This is a genomic window from Flavobacterium gelidicaeli (genome assembly GCF_013294005.1).
Taxonomy (GTDB): domain Bacteria; phylum Bacteroidota; class Bacteroidia; order Flavobacteriales; family Flavobacteriaceae; genus Flavobacterium.
The window spans coordinates 254,081-269,496 of record NZ_JABSNK010000001.1 but is presented as its reverse complement, the minus strand read 5'-3'; the positions used below and the strand labels follow the sequence as shown (position 1 = coordinate 269,496).

General features: G+C 32.9%; 15 protein-coding genes. 7 read left to right on the top strand and 8 right to left on the bottom strand.

Going from position 1 to position 15,416, the window contains the following annotated elements:
- Positions 1-20: 20 nt before the first annotated feature.
- Positions 21-1,559: a vWA domain-containing protein gene (locus tag HNP99_RS01160; protein ID WP_173850431.1), complete on the bottom strand. Its 1,539-nt coding sequence runs from the start codon at positions 1,557-1,559 to the stop codon at positions 21-23.
- A 592-nt stretch (positions 1,560-2,151) separates the two neighbouring features.
- On the opposite strand from HNP99_RS01160, the gene HNP99_RS01155 reads away from it, so the two are divergent.
- Complete coding sequence (locus HNP99_RS01155) at positions 2,152-3,036, top strand: phospholipase A (RefSeq protein WP_173850429.1); 885 nt, start codon at positions 2,152-2,154, stop codon at positions 3,034-3,036.
- A gap of 422 nt (positions 3,037-3,458) precedes the next feature.
- Here the strand turns inward: HNP99_RS01155 and HNP99_RS01150 are convergent, their stop codons facing one another.
- The 3 genes from HNP99_RS01150 to HNP99_RS01140 form a co-directional block, all read right to left on the bottom strand.
- Positions 3,459-4,004, bottom strand: coding sequence for a Crp/Fnr family transcriptional regulator (locus tag HNP99_RS01150; RefSeq protein ID WP_254596799.1), 546 nt, complete (start codon positions 4,002-4,004; stop codon positions 3,459-3,461).
- Complete coding sequence (locus tag HNP99_RS01145; RefSeq protein ID WP_173850427.1) at positions 4,004-4,327, bottom strand: DUF6370 family protein; 324 nt, start codon at positions 4,325-4,327, stop codon at positions 4,004-4,006. Before HNP99_RS01145 ends, HNP99_RS01150 begins: the two co-directional genes overlap by 1 nt.
- 112 nt (positions 4,328-4,439) lie before the next feature.
- Positions 4,440-4,802: a DUF983 domain-containing protein gene (locus HNP99_RS01140; RefSeq protein ID WP_173850425.1), complete on the bottom strand. Its 363-nt coding sequence runs from the start codon at positions 4,800-4,802 to the stop codon at positions 4,440-4,442.
- Positions 4,803-4,892: 90 nt separating this feature from the next.
- Between HNP99_RS01140 and HNP99_RS01135 the strand changes: the two genes are divergently transcribed.
- The gene (locus tag HNP99_RS01135) at positions 4,893-5,756 is read left to right on the top strand and encodes a helix-turn-helix domain-containing protein (RefSeq protein WP_173850423.1); all 864 of its coding nucleotides are present in this window, start codon (positions 4,893-4,895) and stop codon (positions 5,754-5,756) included.
- A 1-nt stretch (position 5,757) separates the two neighbouring features.
- Here the strand turns inward: HNP99_RS01135 and purT are convergent, their stop codons facing one another.
- Positions 5,758-6,975, bottom strand: coding sequence for a formate-dependent phosphoribosylglycinamide formyltransferase (gene purT, locus HNP99_RS01130; RefSeq protein WP_256434487.1), 1,218 nt, complete (start codon positions 6,973-6,975; stop codon positions 5,758-5,760).
- A gap of 439 nt (positions 6,976-7,414) precedes the next feature.
- Here purT and HNP99_RS01125 point away from each other — a divergent pair, with 439 nt between their 5' ends.
- Together HNP99_RS01125 and HNP99_RS01120 are read left to right on the top strand one after the other, a co-directional pair.
- Entirely contained in the window at positions 7,415-7,972 is a 558-nt protein-coding gene (locus tag HNP99_RS01125) for a LemA family protein (protein WP_173850419.1), read from the top strand.
- Positions 7,973-7,980: 8 nt separating this feature from the next.
- Positions 7,981-9,897 (top strand): DUF2207 domain-containing protein, encoded by a 1,917-nt coding sequence (locus HNP99_RS01120; RefSeq protein WP_173850417.1) that lies wholly within the window; start codon positions 7,981-7,983, stop codon positions 9,895-9,897.
- Between the two features lie 119 nt (positions 9,898-10,016).
- Here the strand turns inward: HNP99_RS01120 and HNP99_RS01115 are convergent, their stop codons facing one another.
- Complete coding sequence (locus tag HNP99_RS01115) at positions 10,017-10,469, bottom strand: ferritin-like domain-containing protein (RefSeq protein WP_173850415.1); 453 nt, start codon at positions 10,467-10,469, stop codon at positions 10,017-10,019.
- A 294-nt stretch (positions 10,470-10,763) separates the two neighbouring features.
- Between HNP99_RS01115 and HNP99_RS01110 the strand changes: the two genes are divergently transcribed.
- Together HNP99_RS01110 and HNP99_RS01105 are read left to right on the top strand one after the other, a co-directional pair.
- The gene (locus HNP99_RS01110; RefSeq protein ID WP_173850413.1) at positions 10,764-11,408 is read left to right on the top strand and encodes a hypothetical protein; all 645 of its coding nucleotides are present in this window, start codon (positions 10,764-10,766) and stop codon (positions 11,406-11,408) included.
- A 135-nt stretch (positions 11,409-11,543) separates the two neighbouring features.
- Positions 11,544-11,825 carry a hypothetical protein gene (locus tag HNP99_RS01105; protein ID WP_173850411.1) on the top strand — a complete coding sequence of 94 codons (282 nt, stop codon included), beginning with the start codon at positions 11,544-11,546 and terminating at the stop codon, positions 11,823-11,825.
- A 464-nt stretch (positions 11,826-12,289) separates the two neighbouring features.
- On the opposite strand, the gene HNP99_RS01100 is transcribed toward HNP99_RS01105, so the two are convergent.
- Together HNP99_RS01100 and HNP99_RS01095 are read right to left on the bottom strand one after the other, a co-directional pair.
- Positions 12,290-13,477 carry a pyridoxal phosphate-dependent aminotransferase gene (locus HNP99_RS01100; RefSeq protein WP_173850409.1) on the bottom strand — a complete coding sequence of 396 codons (1,188 nt, stop codon included), beginning with the start codon at positions 13,475-13,477 and terminating at the stop codon, positions 12,290-12,292.
- Positions 13,478-13,578: 101 nt separating this feature from the next.
- Positions 13,579-14,673, bottom strand: a complete 1,095-nt coding sequence (locus HNP99_RS01095; RefSeq protein WP_173850407.1) for a fatty acid desaturase family protein — start codon at positions 14,671-14,673, stop codon at positions 13,579-13,581.
- Between the two features lie 108 nt (positions 14,674-14,781).
- On the opposite strand from HNP99_RS01095, the gene rsmG reads away from it, so the two are divergent.
- The gene (rsmG, locus tag HNP99_RS01090) at positions 14,782-15,411 is read left to right on the top strand and encodes a 16S rRNA (guanine(527)-N(7))-methyltransferase RsmG (protein WP_173850405.1); all 630 of its coding nucleotides are present in this window, start codon (positions 14,782-14,784) and stop codon (positions 15,409-15,411) included.
- The last annotated feature ends 5 nt before the right edge of the window (positions 15,412-15,416 follow it).

The window sequence follows — 15,416 nt, the reverse complement described above, 5'->3', positions numbered from 1 at the left end:
CGTTTTCGTTTATTATTGCATTATTTAGCATTATCAACTAATCTTATGAATTCAGATTTATATCCTTCATCATCATTTGAAGAACCTGACTTCGCTAATTTCTTGATGGATTCAACGGAGGTATTTGTAATTAATTTGGACTCTTTTAATTTTAAACCAAACCAAGCAACTGCAACACTGAATTTAAAATCAGCTGAGCTGCTTTGTAATCCTACTAATTTACTGTTGATAGTTTGAATCATTTCGATACTTTTTTCTCCATCGGGTTTTTTATATCTAAATTTTACGGTCGCTAGTTCATCATTATAATTGATAGTTTCTGTTTTTGTTTTTGAATATTTTAAAACATCAGGGATAAAACTACTTTTAACTCCTGTTGGTATGATCTCGTACAGTGCGGTTACGGTATGACCACTACCTAATTCACCAGCATCTACAGCATCATTCTTAAAATCTTCGGCTTTCAATCTTCGATTTTCATATCCTATCAATCGATAAGCTTGTACATGTTTAGGGTTAAATTCTATTTGAATTTTTACATCTTTTGCAATAGCAAACATAGAACCTTTAAACTCTTTTCCTAAAAAACGATTGGCTTCCTGTATGTTGTCAATATATGCGTAATTACCATTTCCTTTATCAGCCAAAATTTCCATTTTACTGTCTTTATAGTTACCCATTCCGTAGCCTAAAACGGTTAAGAACACTCCTGATTTTCTTTTTTCTTCAATTAAATCTTCCATGTCGCTATCAGAAGAACTACCTACATTAAAATCACCATCGGTTGCCATTACAATTCTATTGTTTCCTTCTTTGATAAAGTTCTCTGCAGCTAATTTATAAGCTAGTTCAATTCCCTCACCTCCTGCAGTGCTTCCGCCTGCATCCAAGTTATCAAAGGCATCCATAATGGTTTCTTTTTTATCCCCAGATGTTGGAGGTAAGACAACACCAGCTGATCCAGCGTAGACCACAATAGCTACCTTATCTTTAGGTCTCAGTTCTTGGACCAAAATTCGCATTGATTCTTTCAATAAAGGCAGTTTATTATCCTCACTCATAGATCCCGAAACATCAATTAGAAACACTAAGTTGGATGCAGGCAAATTAGTCATAGGGATGTTTTTTCCTTGTAAGCCAATTTTTAATAATTTATGGTTTTCATTCCAAGGACAGTCACTGTATTCTGTATTGATTGAGAAAGGGTTTTTTTCGTTAGGTTGCGGGTAGTCATATTTAAAAAAGTTTATCATCTCTTCTACTCGAACAGCATCAGTAGGGACTTTTTGTCCATTATTTATAAAACGACGAATGTTTGTATAAGAAGCATTGTCTACATCAATAGAAAAAGTAGAAAGTGGGGCCGTTTTAGGAGACTCAAAGGAACTTTCTTCAGTCTCTGCGTAACTTTCACTGTTAGGTTCATCAATAGCTATCTCGTCATATTCTGCGGGTGCTGATATTGTAATTGAATCCATTTCTTGAATGTCATTCTTTTGTTTACAATTAGTTAAAAGGAGTAATGAAAAGGATATAATAATAAAATGTTTTTGTGTCATTATAAATGTTTTAAAAATTAAAAAGAATGTTTTTTTTTTGTATAGTATTTATGTATTCAAGGGGTTTTAAATGATAAAATTATCCCTTCTTTTTTTATTGGGTTATAGCTTTCTTAACCTTTTCTTTTGTTTGTTCGGACTATTAATTTGAAATAAAATTCAAAATTGTTTTTGTTTAAAGGTTTTTTTAAATTAAAATTTTTATGTATTTTTTGAATAGTTGCACTAGGTTCGTTTATTGAACGATTTAGTATCAAATTAACAAAAAATAAACCACAAATAATTCAAGTGACTGAAAAATTTGTAGTTATAAAAGAGAACTGTTTTTATAAGTTAAAAGAGTATTCTTATGATTTATGCATCTAGGAATTGGATCGTTTTATAAATTGTTTAAGTATAATTAAATTCTTTTTTTAAATTAAGTAGTGTAATATAAAAAAATGCAGCTATTTTATCTAAAAGTTTTCCAAATGTCTAAAATCTAATGATTCTAGAAACATGGTAATTGTGTAAACTTAAATTGAATTTACACAACTGATTTATGACTGTTATCAACTACTTTTGTTGATTATAATAATTTAAAATAGCTAGCATGCCGCAATTATACAAAGTCATTCTATTTATGTTTATGGTTTCTTCAACTGCTTTCTCACAAATCGATTTTGATAATGTGATTATTAGAAAAAACATATCGCAACAATGGGAATTAGACAGTATTGATAAGCAAGGAACTTTTAGGCTAGTTTCCTACCGTCCTATATATTTTGCTGCTGCGCGCTGGTCGAGCAAGAAAAATGAAGCGCCATTTGACGAAAGCGGTGAATTTGCTACTAAAGACAAAAATATTTTTAATAATATTGAAGCCAAATTTCAAATCAGTTTTAAGACTAAAGTGATGCAAGGTGTTTTCTTTGGAACTGGTGATTTGTGGGTGGGATATACTCAAAAAGCACACTGGCAGATCTACAATAAAAAACTATCAAGAGCTTTTAGAGAGCTTAATTACGAACCTGAAATTATCTTGAATTTTCCAATGGATATTAATGTCTTTAAAGGAAAAATCAGGACTTTTGGAGTTATACTAAACCATCAATCTAATGGAAAAGACATTCCTACATCAAGAAGTTGGAACAGAATTGTATTTAATATAGGCTACGAATATAATAATTGGAATATAAATTTCAGACCTTGGTATCGTTTACCTGACACTGAAGACGAAAACCCAAATATCACCAAATATGTTGGTGATGCTGAATTAGAAATAGGAACCCATTTTGGTCGACATGAGTTTTATACACTCATAAATCACTCCTTTAGCACTTTCGAAAAAGGAAATATTCAACTTAATTACGTTTTTCCAATTCACGGTCACTTAAGAGGGCATGCGCAATTTTTTCAAGGTTATGGCGAAACTTTAATCGATTATAACATACAACAAACTACTCTTGGGATTGGAGTTTCATTTGCGAATTGGTAGAGAGTAGTTTGAACACAACACCAATGCTATATTTGATATAGTTTTTTTTAATTACATATTTGGCTAGGTATGATTAACGTTTTGTGTGTGATTGTGTGAAATTACTTCTCATCTACAAAGCTTATTTTCTTGCTATTTACATGAGATTATATTCTTGTTGTATCTATTGATCGATAATAACCTTTATTATAGAGGTGAATTGTATACTGTTATTTTTTATAAAAATGTCTTTCTTGACATTTTCAGGTGATTTAAAACGCTCTGTATTTTTTATTGCACTTATCGTAACTTACAATTATTACATTTATCAATTGTATCTAGACTGCGCTTGGTTTTATAAATCAGGTTGTATTGGGTTTATTTTTAGTACAATACGGATCACTATGTGTAACTACTTCCGCAATAATCGCGCTTTCATTTTGCTAAAAAACTCTGGAGTTACCCCCTATATAGGAGGCGATTTGTTTTTGAGGCACTTTTTGAATTAGTGTTGGGTATTTGCCGCAAAATTTCTCAAAACGTTCTTCAGCGGATAAGCTAAGGTTATCCATAAGGCGCTCTTGGTTGGCTACTAATGAATTCTCAATTAGGATTCTGAAAAAGCGTTCTAGTTTGGGTATTTCACTATATAAAAGTTCTTGGTTTTCTTTTGATAAAAAAACAACTTCGGCATCTTCGAGAACTTCTATAAAAAGATTTCCCGGTTTTTGTGAAAGCAAACTATACATGTCACCAATCCAATATCCCTTAGTGGCAAAGTTCAGGACGTGTTCGACGATATGGTCATTAATATTGAAACTTCTTAAAATCCCCGAATTCACAAAATAAGAGTATTTGCAAATATTGCCAGAGTTTAGCAAAATACTTTTGGCTTTGTACTGTTGTGTACTTACTTTTGATAAAAACAGCAATTGTTCCTCAGGTGAAAGCATGATGTGTTTTGCAATATTTTGAAGTATTAACTGCATTACTTTTGCTCTTCAGGAAGTAATTTAAAATACGAAACCTTATAACGATTATTAACTATTTCCCCCGTTACTTCAGCTTTTCGAACTGCTTCACAAAAACCATCGGCTCCATGCGCATCACCGTGCTCGTCAATAGAAGTTCCGTCAACAAAGTAGGCTTTTCCATCAATTCTTACTGCAAGATCACAGCTTTTTCCTTTTAACCCAAATTGACATTCACCACATGAGGCTTCTACGATTTGTGTTTTTTGAGCTGCTTTTTTTTCTTGTGCTGATAATGATAATGCAGCAAATAGTAAACCACTTAAAAATAAGTTTTTCATCTTTTTATTTTATAAATACGAAAATAAGTATTTTATTTCGAATTCAGGAAAGCAAGATAAAAACTTGTGGTTTTATTTGTGAAATTAGGCTAATAAAAAGATTAATAGTGAATTACATAGCGTAATTTTTAAACATATATATCCACAGCAATCGTGAAAACCGAATGTTAAAAGAAGCCATTGCAATTATTACAAAAGCAATTATAGGAATAATTCTTAAGTCGAATGCTACGGGAAAGAAAAACTGAGCGATTACATAAGTTGCGATGGCTTGAGCTACGGTTAGTCCATAGTTTACATACATTGCGCCAAAGAAGTAACCAGGTTCTTTCTCGAATTTGTAGTTGCAATGAGAGCAGCTTGCATTCATTTTAGGAAATCCAATATTAAAGAAAATACTTTTTTCATTAAAAACTTTTCCTTCATGACATTGGGGGCATTCATTATTTAGGATGTGAACAAGTGTATTTGCCATTTTAATTTTTTTTTCAAAGGTATTCTATCATTCTCTTCTAGGTATTTTATATCTTCGCTAATTATAGCATAATAAAGACATTTTTACATTATGAAAAAGTATCCTGTTTACAATATTCAGCATTTTAACTGTAACTTGATTAATAGTGATTTTTACATTAATACATTCCAAAATCATTTGGTTACTCATAGTTTTGTAGAAAAGCCACACCGTCATGATTTTTATGTTTTGGCTTTCTTTACTGTTGGTTCTGGGACTCATGAGGTGGATTTTGATAAGTTTAATGTGCATCCAGCAAGCGTTTTTGTCTTGCAGCCCGGACAAATGCACCATTGGGATTTGTCAGAGGATGTTGATGGATATGTGGTGTTTTATTCTCAGGAAATGTATAATTTGTATTTTGGACAAAAAGACATTGATAGTTTTCCATTTTACTTTTCGGTGAATGCAAAATCAGAGATTATTTTAAGCAAGGAGGAGTCGGCTGTTTTACAACCGTTGTTTCAAATGATGCTTGATGAAGCGGGTGATAACAAGATTTTTAAGCAGGATAAAATTCTTAACTTACTGGATATTATTCATATTGAACTTGCAAGGAAATACAATGAAACGGCAGTGCCTGAAATTCATTCCTATAATAGTAAAATTAAGCATTTTGCGCAATTGCTAGAAGCTAAATTTATTACGGAGAAAGCAGCTTCATTTTATGCTGACGCGCTTAGTATTACTTTAAAACACTTGAACAGAATTTGTAATGAGATGTTACAAAAGACCACTACTCAGGTTATTACAGAACGCATTATTCTAGAATCAAAACGAATGTTGATGGATAAGAATTTAACGGTAAACGAAATAGCAACCAAATTGGGCTATGATGATTACTCTTATTTTATGCGGTTGTTTAAAAAAAATACAGGAATGACACCAAAGATGTTTAGATTGTCAAAACAGTGATTTACGAGTGAACTTTAAGTAAAGCTGCAGCTTGTATTGCTCTTTCAGTAATTTCTTCAATAGGAGTTTCTAAGGTGTCGTTTGTTAAGGCAACTGCCATGCGGCGGTAGGGACGTGAGCTTGGTTTTCCAAATATTCTAAAGTCGGTTTTGGGTAAAGCAGCTATTTTTTCTAGTCCAGTGAATGTTGGGTTGATACTATTTTGGGAAGCTAATACAACTGCACTCGCTCCCGCTTTTTCTAGAGTTATGCTACAAATAGGTAAACTCAATATCGCTCTTAGGTGCAATTCGAATTCGTTGAAGTTTTGTGTTCCGGCTAGCGTTACCATTCCAGTATCGTGCGGTCGAGGTGAAAGCTCCGAGAAATAAACACCATCATTAGCCAAGAAAAATTCGACTCCAAAGAGTCCTGCGCCACCTAAGGCTTCAGTTACTTTTTCGGCCATGTCTTGTGCTTCGTATAAATCCTGGTCGGATATTCTGGCGGGTTGCCAACTTTCTTGATAATCTCCGCGTTCTTGACGATGACCTATGGGTGCACAAAACAAAGTTGGGTTGTTATTTTGAGAAACAGTTAGCAAAGTAATCTCCGAATTGAATTTGACGAAAGCTTCTACAATGACTTCTACCACATCACCCCGCGAACCTTCCACGGCGTATTGCCACGCTTTCTCGATATCGTCAGTTGTTTTTATAGTTGATTGCCCTTTTCCAGATGACGACATTAAGGGTTTTACCACGCAAGGCATTCCTACGGCTTCTACTCCTTTTTGTAATTCCAAGGCAGTGGTGGCGTAGCGATAAGCTGCCGTTTTTAACCCCAGTTCTTTGGAGGCTAAATCCCGGATTGCTTTTCTATTCATGGTAAAGTTGGCCGCTTTCGCAGATGGGACTACGATAATCCCTTGTTTTTCGTAATCATAGAAACGTTCCGTGCGAATGGCTTCTATTTCAGGAACGATAAAATCAGGTTTGTGTTTTGCTACGATGCGGTCAAGTTCTGTTCCATCGAGCATATTGATAACTTCAAATCCATGAGCTACTTGCATGGCAGGTGCGTTTTTATAGCTGTCAACAGCAATTACGGTTTGCCCGATGCGTTGCGCAGCAATTACAAATTCTTTTCCTAATTCACCTGAACCTAGCAATAGTATTTTCATTTTTTTGTTGTCTTTATTGGATTGTAAAAATACTGATTTGAATTTTTGTGACCGCAAATTTATTAATTATTTTGAATAGAAATTCTTGCTTTTATGTTGATTATTTTACTACTATTCCATAAAAGTTATTTGCAGTATAGGTTTTGCGTAAGGGATAGAGGCGGCATCCTCGTAGTGCAACGAAGAGATATAGCCGAAAGCCCGACCAATGCTGAAACGCTAGTGGAAGCATGGTTACGCCCAAGTTATTTTCATGTATAAAAAAGGTTTCAAATTAAATATAAATGACCTTTTTACATTAATTAGTCATGAAAAAACAATACTCTTTAAGTAATTACGTATTAATTTTTTAGAAATAAAAATAAAGTAATAAGTGATAATTGTGTATTTTCGGTAAAAATTTGAATACTATATTGTCAATTGGTATTCCTGATTAGGAATTTAAAGCTGCTGTATAGTTTTCAAAAAAATATAAATAAATTAAATTTTAATAAAAATGGTTTTAATTTTGGTAGCTATTTTAGTGCTTTTTATTGTGTTGATAGGGTTTTTAATTATGCTCTATAATGGTTTTGTAGCCAAAAGGAATATGGTTGAGGAAGCGTTGAGTGGAATTGATGTGATATTGAAAAAACGGTTTGATTTGATTCCGAATTTAATTGAAACAATCAAAGGATATGCGACACACGAAAAGGAAACTTTGACTGAAATTGTGGCTTTACGCAATCAAGCTGTTGCAGCAGGTAATGGAGATCAAAAAATGCAATTGGACGCTAACTTAACTCAAGCAGTTACTAAGATTTTTGCATTGGCAGAAAATTATCCTGATTTGAAAGCGAATACCAATTTCCAGAGTTTACAAACTGATTTATTGAGTTTAGAGACCGATATTGAGCGCTCTAAAAGATACTATAACGGTACGGTGAGAGATTACAATATTGCAGTGCAAAGTTTTCCGGGAGTAGTAATTGCAAATGCTTTTGGTTTTGCTAAAAAAGAGTTTTTAGTCTTAGCAGATGCTACACAAAGGGAAACATCTAAAGTTCAGTTTTAATTATGGGAATGATGCAAGTAAAGAAAATAGTAGCTTTTATAAGTTTGTTGTTCTTTTTTTATGGGAATGCCCAAGAAAAGATCATTCGTTTTGATGCAAAAATTCAAATCCAACATTCTGGAATTATTCAGGTAACTGAAAGTATCCAAATTAAAGCAGAAGGAAATCAATTTAAGCATGGGTTGCTGAGGGTTTTGCCATTAAATAGGAAAGATAAAGATGGTAATGAAATTGATTTAGGATATGAGATTAATTCCATTAAAAAGGACGGAATCAAAGAGCCGTATTTCACAAAAGAGGAAGATGATTTTTATAAAATTTACATAGGTAGTAAAGATAGGGATCTAGATGTAGGTACCTATACGTATCAAATCACTTATAGTTTGCCCTATCAAATAGGGTATTTTGATGATTATGATGAATTGTATTGGAACGTGACAGGAAACGACTGGCAGTTTTCAATTGATCATGCTGCATGCGAGATTTATTTACCTAAAGAAAATGCCGAATTCAAAAGTTTGTATAGTTACAGTGGTTCAGATGGTGCTAAAGGTTCAAATGCAACTAATCGTTTAATTAATAATAAGACTGTAGCCAGTTTTTCAATTGACGGTTTGCGCCCTTATGAAGGGTTGACTGTTGCAGCTTCCTTTGATAAAGAGTTGGTTTTGCCTCCTAGTACGCTTGAGAAATCAGCTTCATTTTATAAACAAATAAAGGAAATGTTGTGGTCTGTAGTTTTTGGAATAGCGGCATTGTTTTTTTGTTTTTACCAAAGATTTGGAAAAAAACGCAATCGTTCAAGCGCTATTATTCCTGAGTTCAGACCTCCGTTTGCCTGGTCTCCGGCTATTGTAGGCTATGTGTATAATAATGGACTTAATGATGAAGTGTATATGGCATCAGTCATAAATACAGCTGTCAAAGGTGTAATTAAAATTAATGAAACTATTGATGAAGGTGTTTTTACAAACAGTAAAATATATGAGATTGAAGTTTTAAACAAAACGCCTAGTAATTTAAGTGACGAGGAGCAAGCTTTTTTTAAACCTCTTGCTGATCGAGTGCGTATTTTAGTGAGTATGACCTCGTACAAAATATTTGAAAAGGCTTATAATGGATGGCAAAATAGGGTTACTAAACAAATTAAAATTGAATCTTATCACGTAAGCACGTCTCGGAAAAAGTGGCTGGGTTTTTTATTACTTGTAAATATAGGTTTGATTTTTTTACTACTGAGTAGAACAAAAGGCTATGTTAATTATGGTTTTTTAATACCTTCAATAGCAGGATCAATAGCAATAGTATTATGGCTTAGAAAGAAAATAGAGCATTTAGGATTAATTATCCTTAGGGGGCTGTTGTGCTTTTTCTGGGTAATACCTACTGTATTTATTTATATTTTCTCTTTGTTTTCGGCTACTTGGATGCAATTAGGAGTTCAGGCAGTTATTATATTGGCTTATGTTGTTTATGTTTTTAGTATCGAAAAACACACTCAAATAGGTTTAGAGGCAATGGAAAGGATAGAAGGTTTTAAAATGTATCTTGAAACTGCTGAAAAAGACCGCATGAATATGCTTAACCCACCAGAGCAAACTCCCGAATTATTTGAAGAGTTATTACCTTATGCTATTGCACTAGATGTAGATGTGGCTTGGGGCAAACAATTTGAAACCGTACTTGAGTTGGCGAAATATGATCCAGCGTGGTATTCAGGCAATGAAGGTTTTTATATCGCATCTAGTGGTTTTGTATCTAGTTTTGGAAAATCAGTAAGCGCGTCTAAAGTAGATCCTTCACCACCAAGTAGTTCTAGTAGTAGAAGTAGTAGCAGTGGAAGCAGCGGTAGCTGGAGTAGTGGAAGTTCAGGTGGTGGAAGCTCTGGCGGCGGCGGTGGCGGCGGTGGTGGCGGTGGCTGGTAACAGTTATTGCTTTTTTAAAAATTTTAAAACAAAAAATAACACCAAATGATATAAACAAAAAAAACACCTCAAGAACATTTCCTGAGGTGTTTTTTTGTGCAAAATGGTTAAGCAATGGCTTAACTATTTAAGTTTAATTTCATCAAAATAGCTTTGATACTATTTAACTGTTTTGAAATAACGGCAATTTGGCTTTGTTCTAATTCTTCTTTTTTCAATGCCATTTCGTATTTTTCAATCGCTGCTTCTTCACCAGTGATACAGGCGTTTACAATAGCTTCAGTATCGCCACTTGTGAATGAAGATTTGATATCGATCCAAGCGCGGTGAATTGCTCCTAATGCTCCACCACCAGAAGTATCAGTAGATTTTCCTAATTTGTTAATTTCGTCTTGTAATTCTACGATAAATAAAGCGCGTTCACGAGCATATTGTGTAAAGTCGGTTTTCATAGCTGTATTTTCTACATGCTCCGCAGCATTAGTGTACCCTAATTTTCCATCTTCAAGAATTGCAATTAATCCGTCTAACGTATTTACAATCTCTTCTCTTTTTTCATCTGTATTTATCATGATGTTTGTTTTTTAGTTAATATTATAATACAAAGATGGGAAGAGAATGCTGCGTTTGTCTTACAATATTTTCATTGGTTTTTATAAAATTTTACGAAATGGTGTTTAAGATGTTTTTTAAATTAACAGTTGATAAGTATTTGTTTTCATAAAAAATTATTATGTGAATTATTTAAAATGGATGATCAGTTCAATGCTTGTTTTTTAAATAAATAGGTATTATAATTTTAGTTATCGATTTTTCTTAATAATTTTTTATTTTTAATTACGTTTGTAATAATAAAAAAAATAAAAATGAAAAAAATTGTAGCACTTTTAATTATGCTTAGTACTTCATTAGCATATTCTCAAATAATAATTAGGTTTGGTTTAGGGGAACAAGATGGTAATGGAATTATTTTTAAAAAGAACAAGGAACAAATAGAGGGTGAGGTACATTTTCCGAAACTTTCAGATAATAAAGTTAAAATTAAAGTTGGTAATCAGAATGAAAAAATAATGAGTGCTGATATTGATTCAATACAAATTCTTGATGCGAAAAAAAAATTGGCTTATACTTTTGTTTGGGTAAAAACTAAAGAATTTAAATCAAAGGGAACGGATTTTAAAATTAAAGAGGAAGGATGGATATTATTAATGAAAAAAGGGAAGCTTTCACTTTATATTGGAGGAGATGAATATGGAGTAAAAAAAGATTCAATGAGAGTTTTTAGTGCAATAAAAATTTATTTAAAAAAGAAAGAAGAGGATTATCCTATATGGGTATCAATGGCTATACCAGATTATTCAAGTTATGGAGGAGTAAATTCAATTTTTAAGATGTACGGGCCGTACTATTTTAAAGATAATCCAGAAATTGTGAAAAAAATTAAAAATAAAGAATACAAATCTAAAGATATTGAAGAAGTAGTTGATTATTATAATTTAAAAGTAAAGTAATTGCAGTAAAAAAAGACATCAAAAGCATAAATAAAAAAAAGCTATAGTTTGGGTTAATTAAAGTTAATTAATTTAAATACTAAGATTATCAACAGTATTAGAAAAAAAGAATAAGGCGTTTGTAATTTTTGAATAATGAAAAAATATATATTATTTAGTTTTTTGTTGATTACAGGAAGTATGTCTTCTCAGGCTTGGGATGATGTTTTTGACTCTAAATATTCAGTTGGTATATCGTTTCAAAATAAAGGTAAAGGAGTTGAATTTGGGTATGATGTTGGAGTTTTAGACTATTTATCAGTGGAGCTGCTTTTGGATATGTTTTTCAAACAGAAGAATTGCCTGCTATTTATGACTATTGGGGGCAAAATAGTATTGATGGTAATAATGCTGGTAGTTTTGAAAAAATTAATATGACAGTTTCTGTAGATCTACATTTAACGCCTTTGTTTAAAATGGATGGGGAGTCAATTGATATGTATGTTGGTGTTTTAGGTGGTAGTAATGGTGTAGGTGGGGAAGCTGGATTTTAATATTTTTTTACAGATAATTTAGGTGTTTACTTTAAGTGGTATTATCCAATTGTAGCTGATAAGTTATTTATTGATAAATCAGTGACAAAAGTATATTATGATTTCTATTTAAAACCTAGTGTTAATATAGGTGTTTCTTTTAGTTTGTAGTAAAAGGCATTACTATATTTATGCTATTAATTAAGTGTGTTTTGCGTGAGGGATAACAGTGAAAATCCTTTTTATTAGGAGTGATAGTCGAATAAAAAAAGATTGTAAAGCGGGTCAATCCAAAAAAAATACCTCAAGTAAAATTCCTGAGGTATTTAGTATATGTAAAAGTTGGTTTGTAAACTTTTCAGATTATAATTATTGAGCCAAAGCAGCTTTAATTCTTTTTAAAGCTTCTTTTAATATGTCATCACTTGTCGCATATGAAAAACGAATACAATCAGGGTTTCCAAAAGCGTCACCTGTAACTGTAGCTACGTTAGCTTCTGCCAAAAGGTACATAGACAAATCCATTGCGTTTTTGATTTCAGTTCCTCTTAATGTTTTTCCGAAGAAAGAAGATACGTCTGGAAAAACGTAAAAAGCTCCTTCTGGAACGTTTATTTTTACTCCTGGAATTTCTTTTAATAAACCTACTACTAAATCTCTACGAGAATGGAAGGCGTCAACCATGTGTTTCAATACAGATGGATCTGCGTCTACAGCAGTAATTGTAGCGCGTTGTGCGATAGAATTAGCTCCTGAAGTTACTTGACCTTGAATTTTAGTACACGCTTTTGCAATGAATTCAGGTCCTCCAATATAACCAATTCGGTACCCTGTCATTGCAAATGCTTTTGCAACTCCGTTTACAGTTATGGTTTTATCAAACATTCCTGGGATTGATGCAATACTGCAAAAAGTTCCCGAAAAGTTGATATGTTCATAGATTTCATCAGCAACAACGTAAACATGTGGGTGCTTTTCTAATACTGCCGCTAGAGCAGTTAATTCTTCTCTATTGTAAACTGATCCTGATGGGTTACAAGGGGAAGAGAACCACATCATTTTAGTTTTTGGTGTGATTGCAGCTTCTAACTGTGCAGGTGTGATTTTAAAATCAGTGTCTATTGATGTAGGAACTTCTACAGGAACACCTCCAGAAAGTTTTACAATTTCAAAATAAGAAACCCAGTAAGGTGCTGGCAAAATAACCTCGTCACCATCGTTTAGCATTACTTGCGCAATGTTGTATAAGGATTGTTTTGCTCCTGTTGAAACTACAATTTGTGATGGTTTGTAATCTAGGTTATTGTCTCTTTTAAATTTTCGGCAAATTGCTTCTTTCAAGTCTCCGTATCCTTCTACTGGTGAATAAGTACTGTAATTGTCGTCAATTGCTTGTTTTGCTGCTTCTTTGATGAAGTCAGGTGTATTAAAGTCAGGTTCTCCTAAACTTAAACTGATGATGTCTTTTCCTTGTGCTTTTAATTCTCTAGCTAAAGCAGCCATCGCTAATGTTTGTGAAGTCGCTAAATTGTTAATTCTGTCTGAAAGTGGGTTCATTATTAGTTGAATTGTTTCCCTAAATAATAGTTTTTAAGGGGTAGTTATTGATTAGTTCTTAGTTTTATAGATATAATTTAAAATTTCAAGAAGCCCTTAAGTTATATTAACTCTGGTTTCATTCCTAAATCTTTTAAATGCTTAAAGTGAGCAATTACGGCACTACGCATTGTTTTATATTCGTAATAAGGAAGGTTGCACTCTTGCGCTGTTTCCTTAACGATTCTTGCAATTTTACCATAATGAACATGACTAATGTTCGGGAAAATATGGTGTTCTATTTGGTGATTTAATCCTCCGGTATACCAGTTTATAATAGCATTTTTTGGAGCGAAATTAGTTGTTGTGAACAATTGGTGAATTGCCCAAGTATTGTCCATTTCTCCTAATTCATTTGGTGAAGGATTTGTAGTTTCTTCAACGACATGCGCTAATTGGAAAACTACACTCAAAATTAATCCAGCTGTATAATGCATAATGAAAAAACCAATAAGTACTTTCCACCATGTAATTCCAATAACTATAGGCAATACAATCCAGATCGAAACGTAAATTAGTTTTGTAATAATTAAAGTTGTCCAAAGAATTTTTGGGCTTTTAGCTTCACCATAGGATAGTTTTCTTTTTAGGTAACTTTTCATTTGCTTAAAATCAGTGGTAATAGCCCAGTTGAATGTTAACAAACCGTATAAGAAAACCGAATAATATTGTTGGAAACGGTGAAAACTATGCCATTTTGCGTCCTTTGTAAAACGGATAATTCTACCAGCATCAAGATCCTCATCATGTCCAGGGATATTGGTATAGGTGTGGTGCAATACATTATGTTGTACTTGCCAGTTATAAACGTTTCCAGCAAGAACATAAATGGTTCCTCCCATGAATTTGTTGACCCAGCTTTTATTAGAATAAGAACCGTGGTTTCCGTCATGCATTACATTCATTCCTACGCCAGCCATTCCTATTCCCATAACAATGGTTAGTAAAAGATGCGCCCAAAAAGGCATATCAAGTGTAAGGATTAAAAAATAAGGCGCTAGAAAAACAGCAAATAAGATTATGGTTTTTAAGTATAATCTCCAGTTTCCTGTCTTTTTTATATTATTTTCTTTGAAGTAGTTGTTAACCCGTGAGTTAAGTGTTCTGAAAAACTTCAGTTTGTCTTGCTTAGCAAATGTAGGTGCAGTATTAATCATATGTAATTGTAATAAGTTCCAAAGATAATTATTAAAATTTTCAACTCTGCAAAATTGAGTTAAATATTTAAGGCTTAAAAAGAGTACTTTTGTTAAAAAAATAGAACGATGGACGAGATTTTGAAGTATTTTCCTAATTTGACTGATATTCAAAAAGAGCAATTCGCAAAATTGGACTTTTTATACCACGATTGGAACGAAAAAATAAATGTCATTTCTAGAAAAGATATTGACGCTTTATACACAAAACATATTTTGCATTCATTAGGAATTGCTAAAATCATGAAATTTGAACCTGGGACTTATGTCCTTGACGTAGGTACAGGTGGTGGGTTTCCAGGAGTGCCTTTAGCAATCCTTTTTCCTGAGACTCGCTTTTACTTGATTGATGTTATTGCCAAAAAAATTAAAGTGGTACAAGGTGTTGTTGATGCTTTAGAATTAAAAAATGTAAAAGCTGAGCAAATGCGTGCCGAAAATGTAAAAGGTGATTTTGACTTTATTGTAAGTCGTGCCGTTACAAACATGCCGGATTTTGTTTCTTGGGTTAAAACCAAAATAAAAAAGCAGCAAAAACATGCGTTAAAAAACGGAATTTTATACCTTAAAGGTGGAGATCTAACCGAAGAGTTAGCCGCATTCCCTAAAGCAACAGAATACAATCTAGCCGACTTTTTTGAAGATGAATTCTTTGAAACTAAAAAAGTAGTGCATTTACCACTGAAGTTTGTGGTATAATGTTC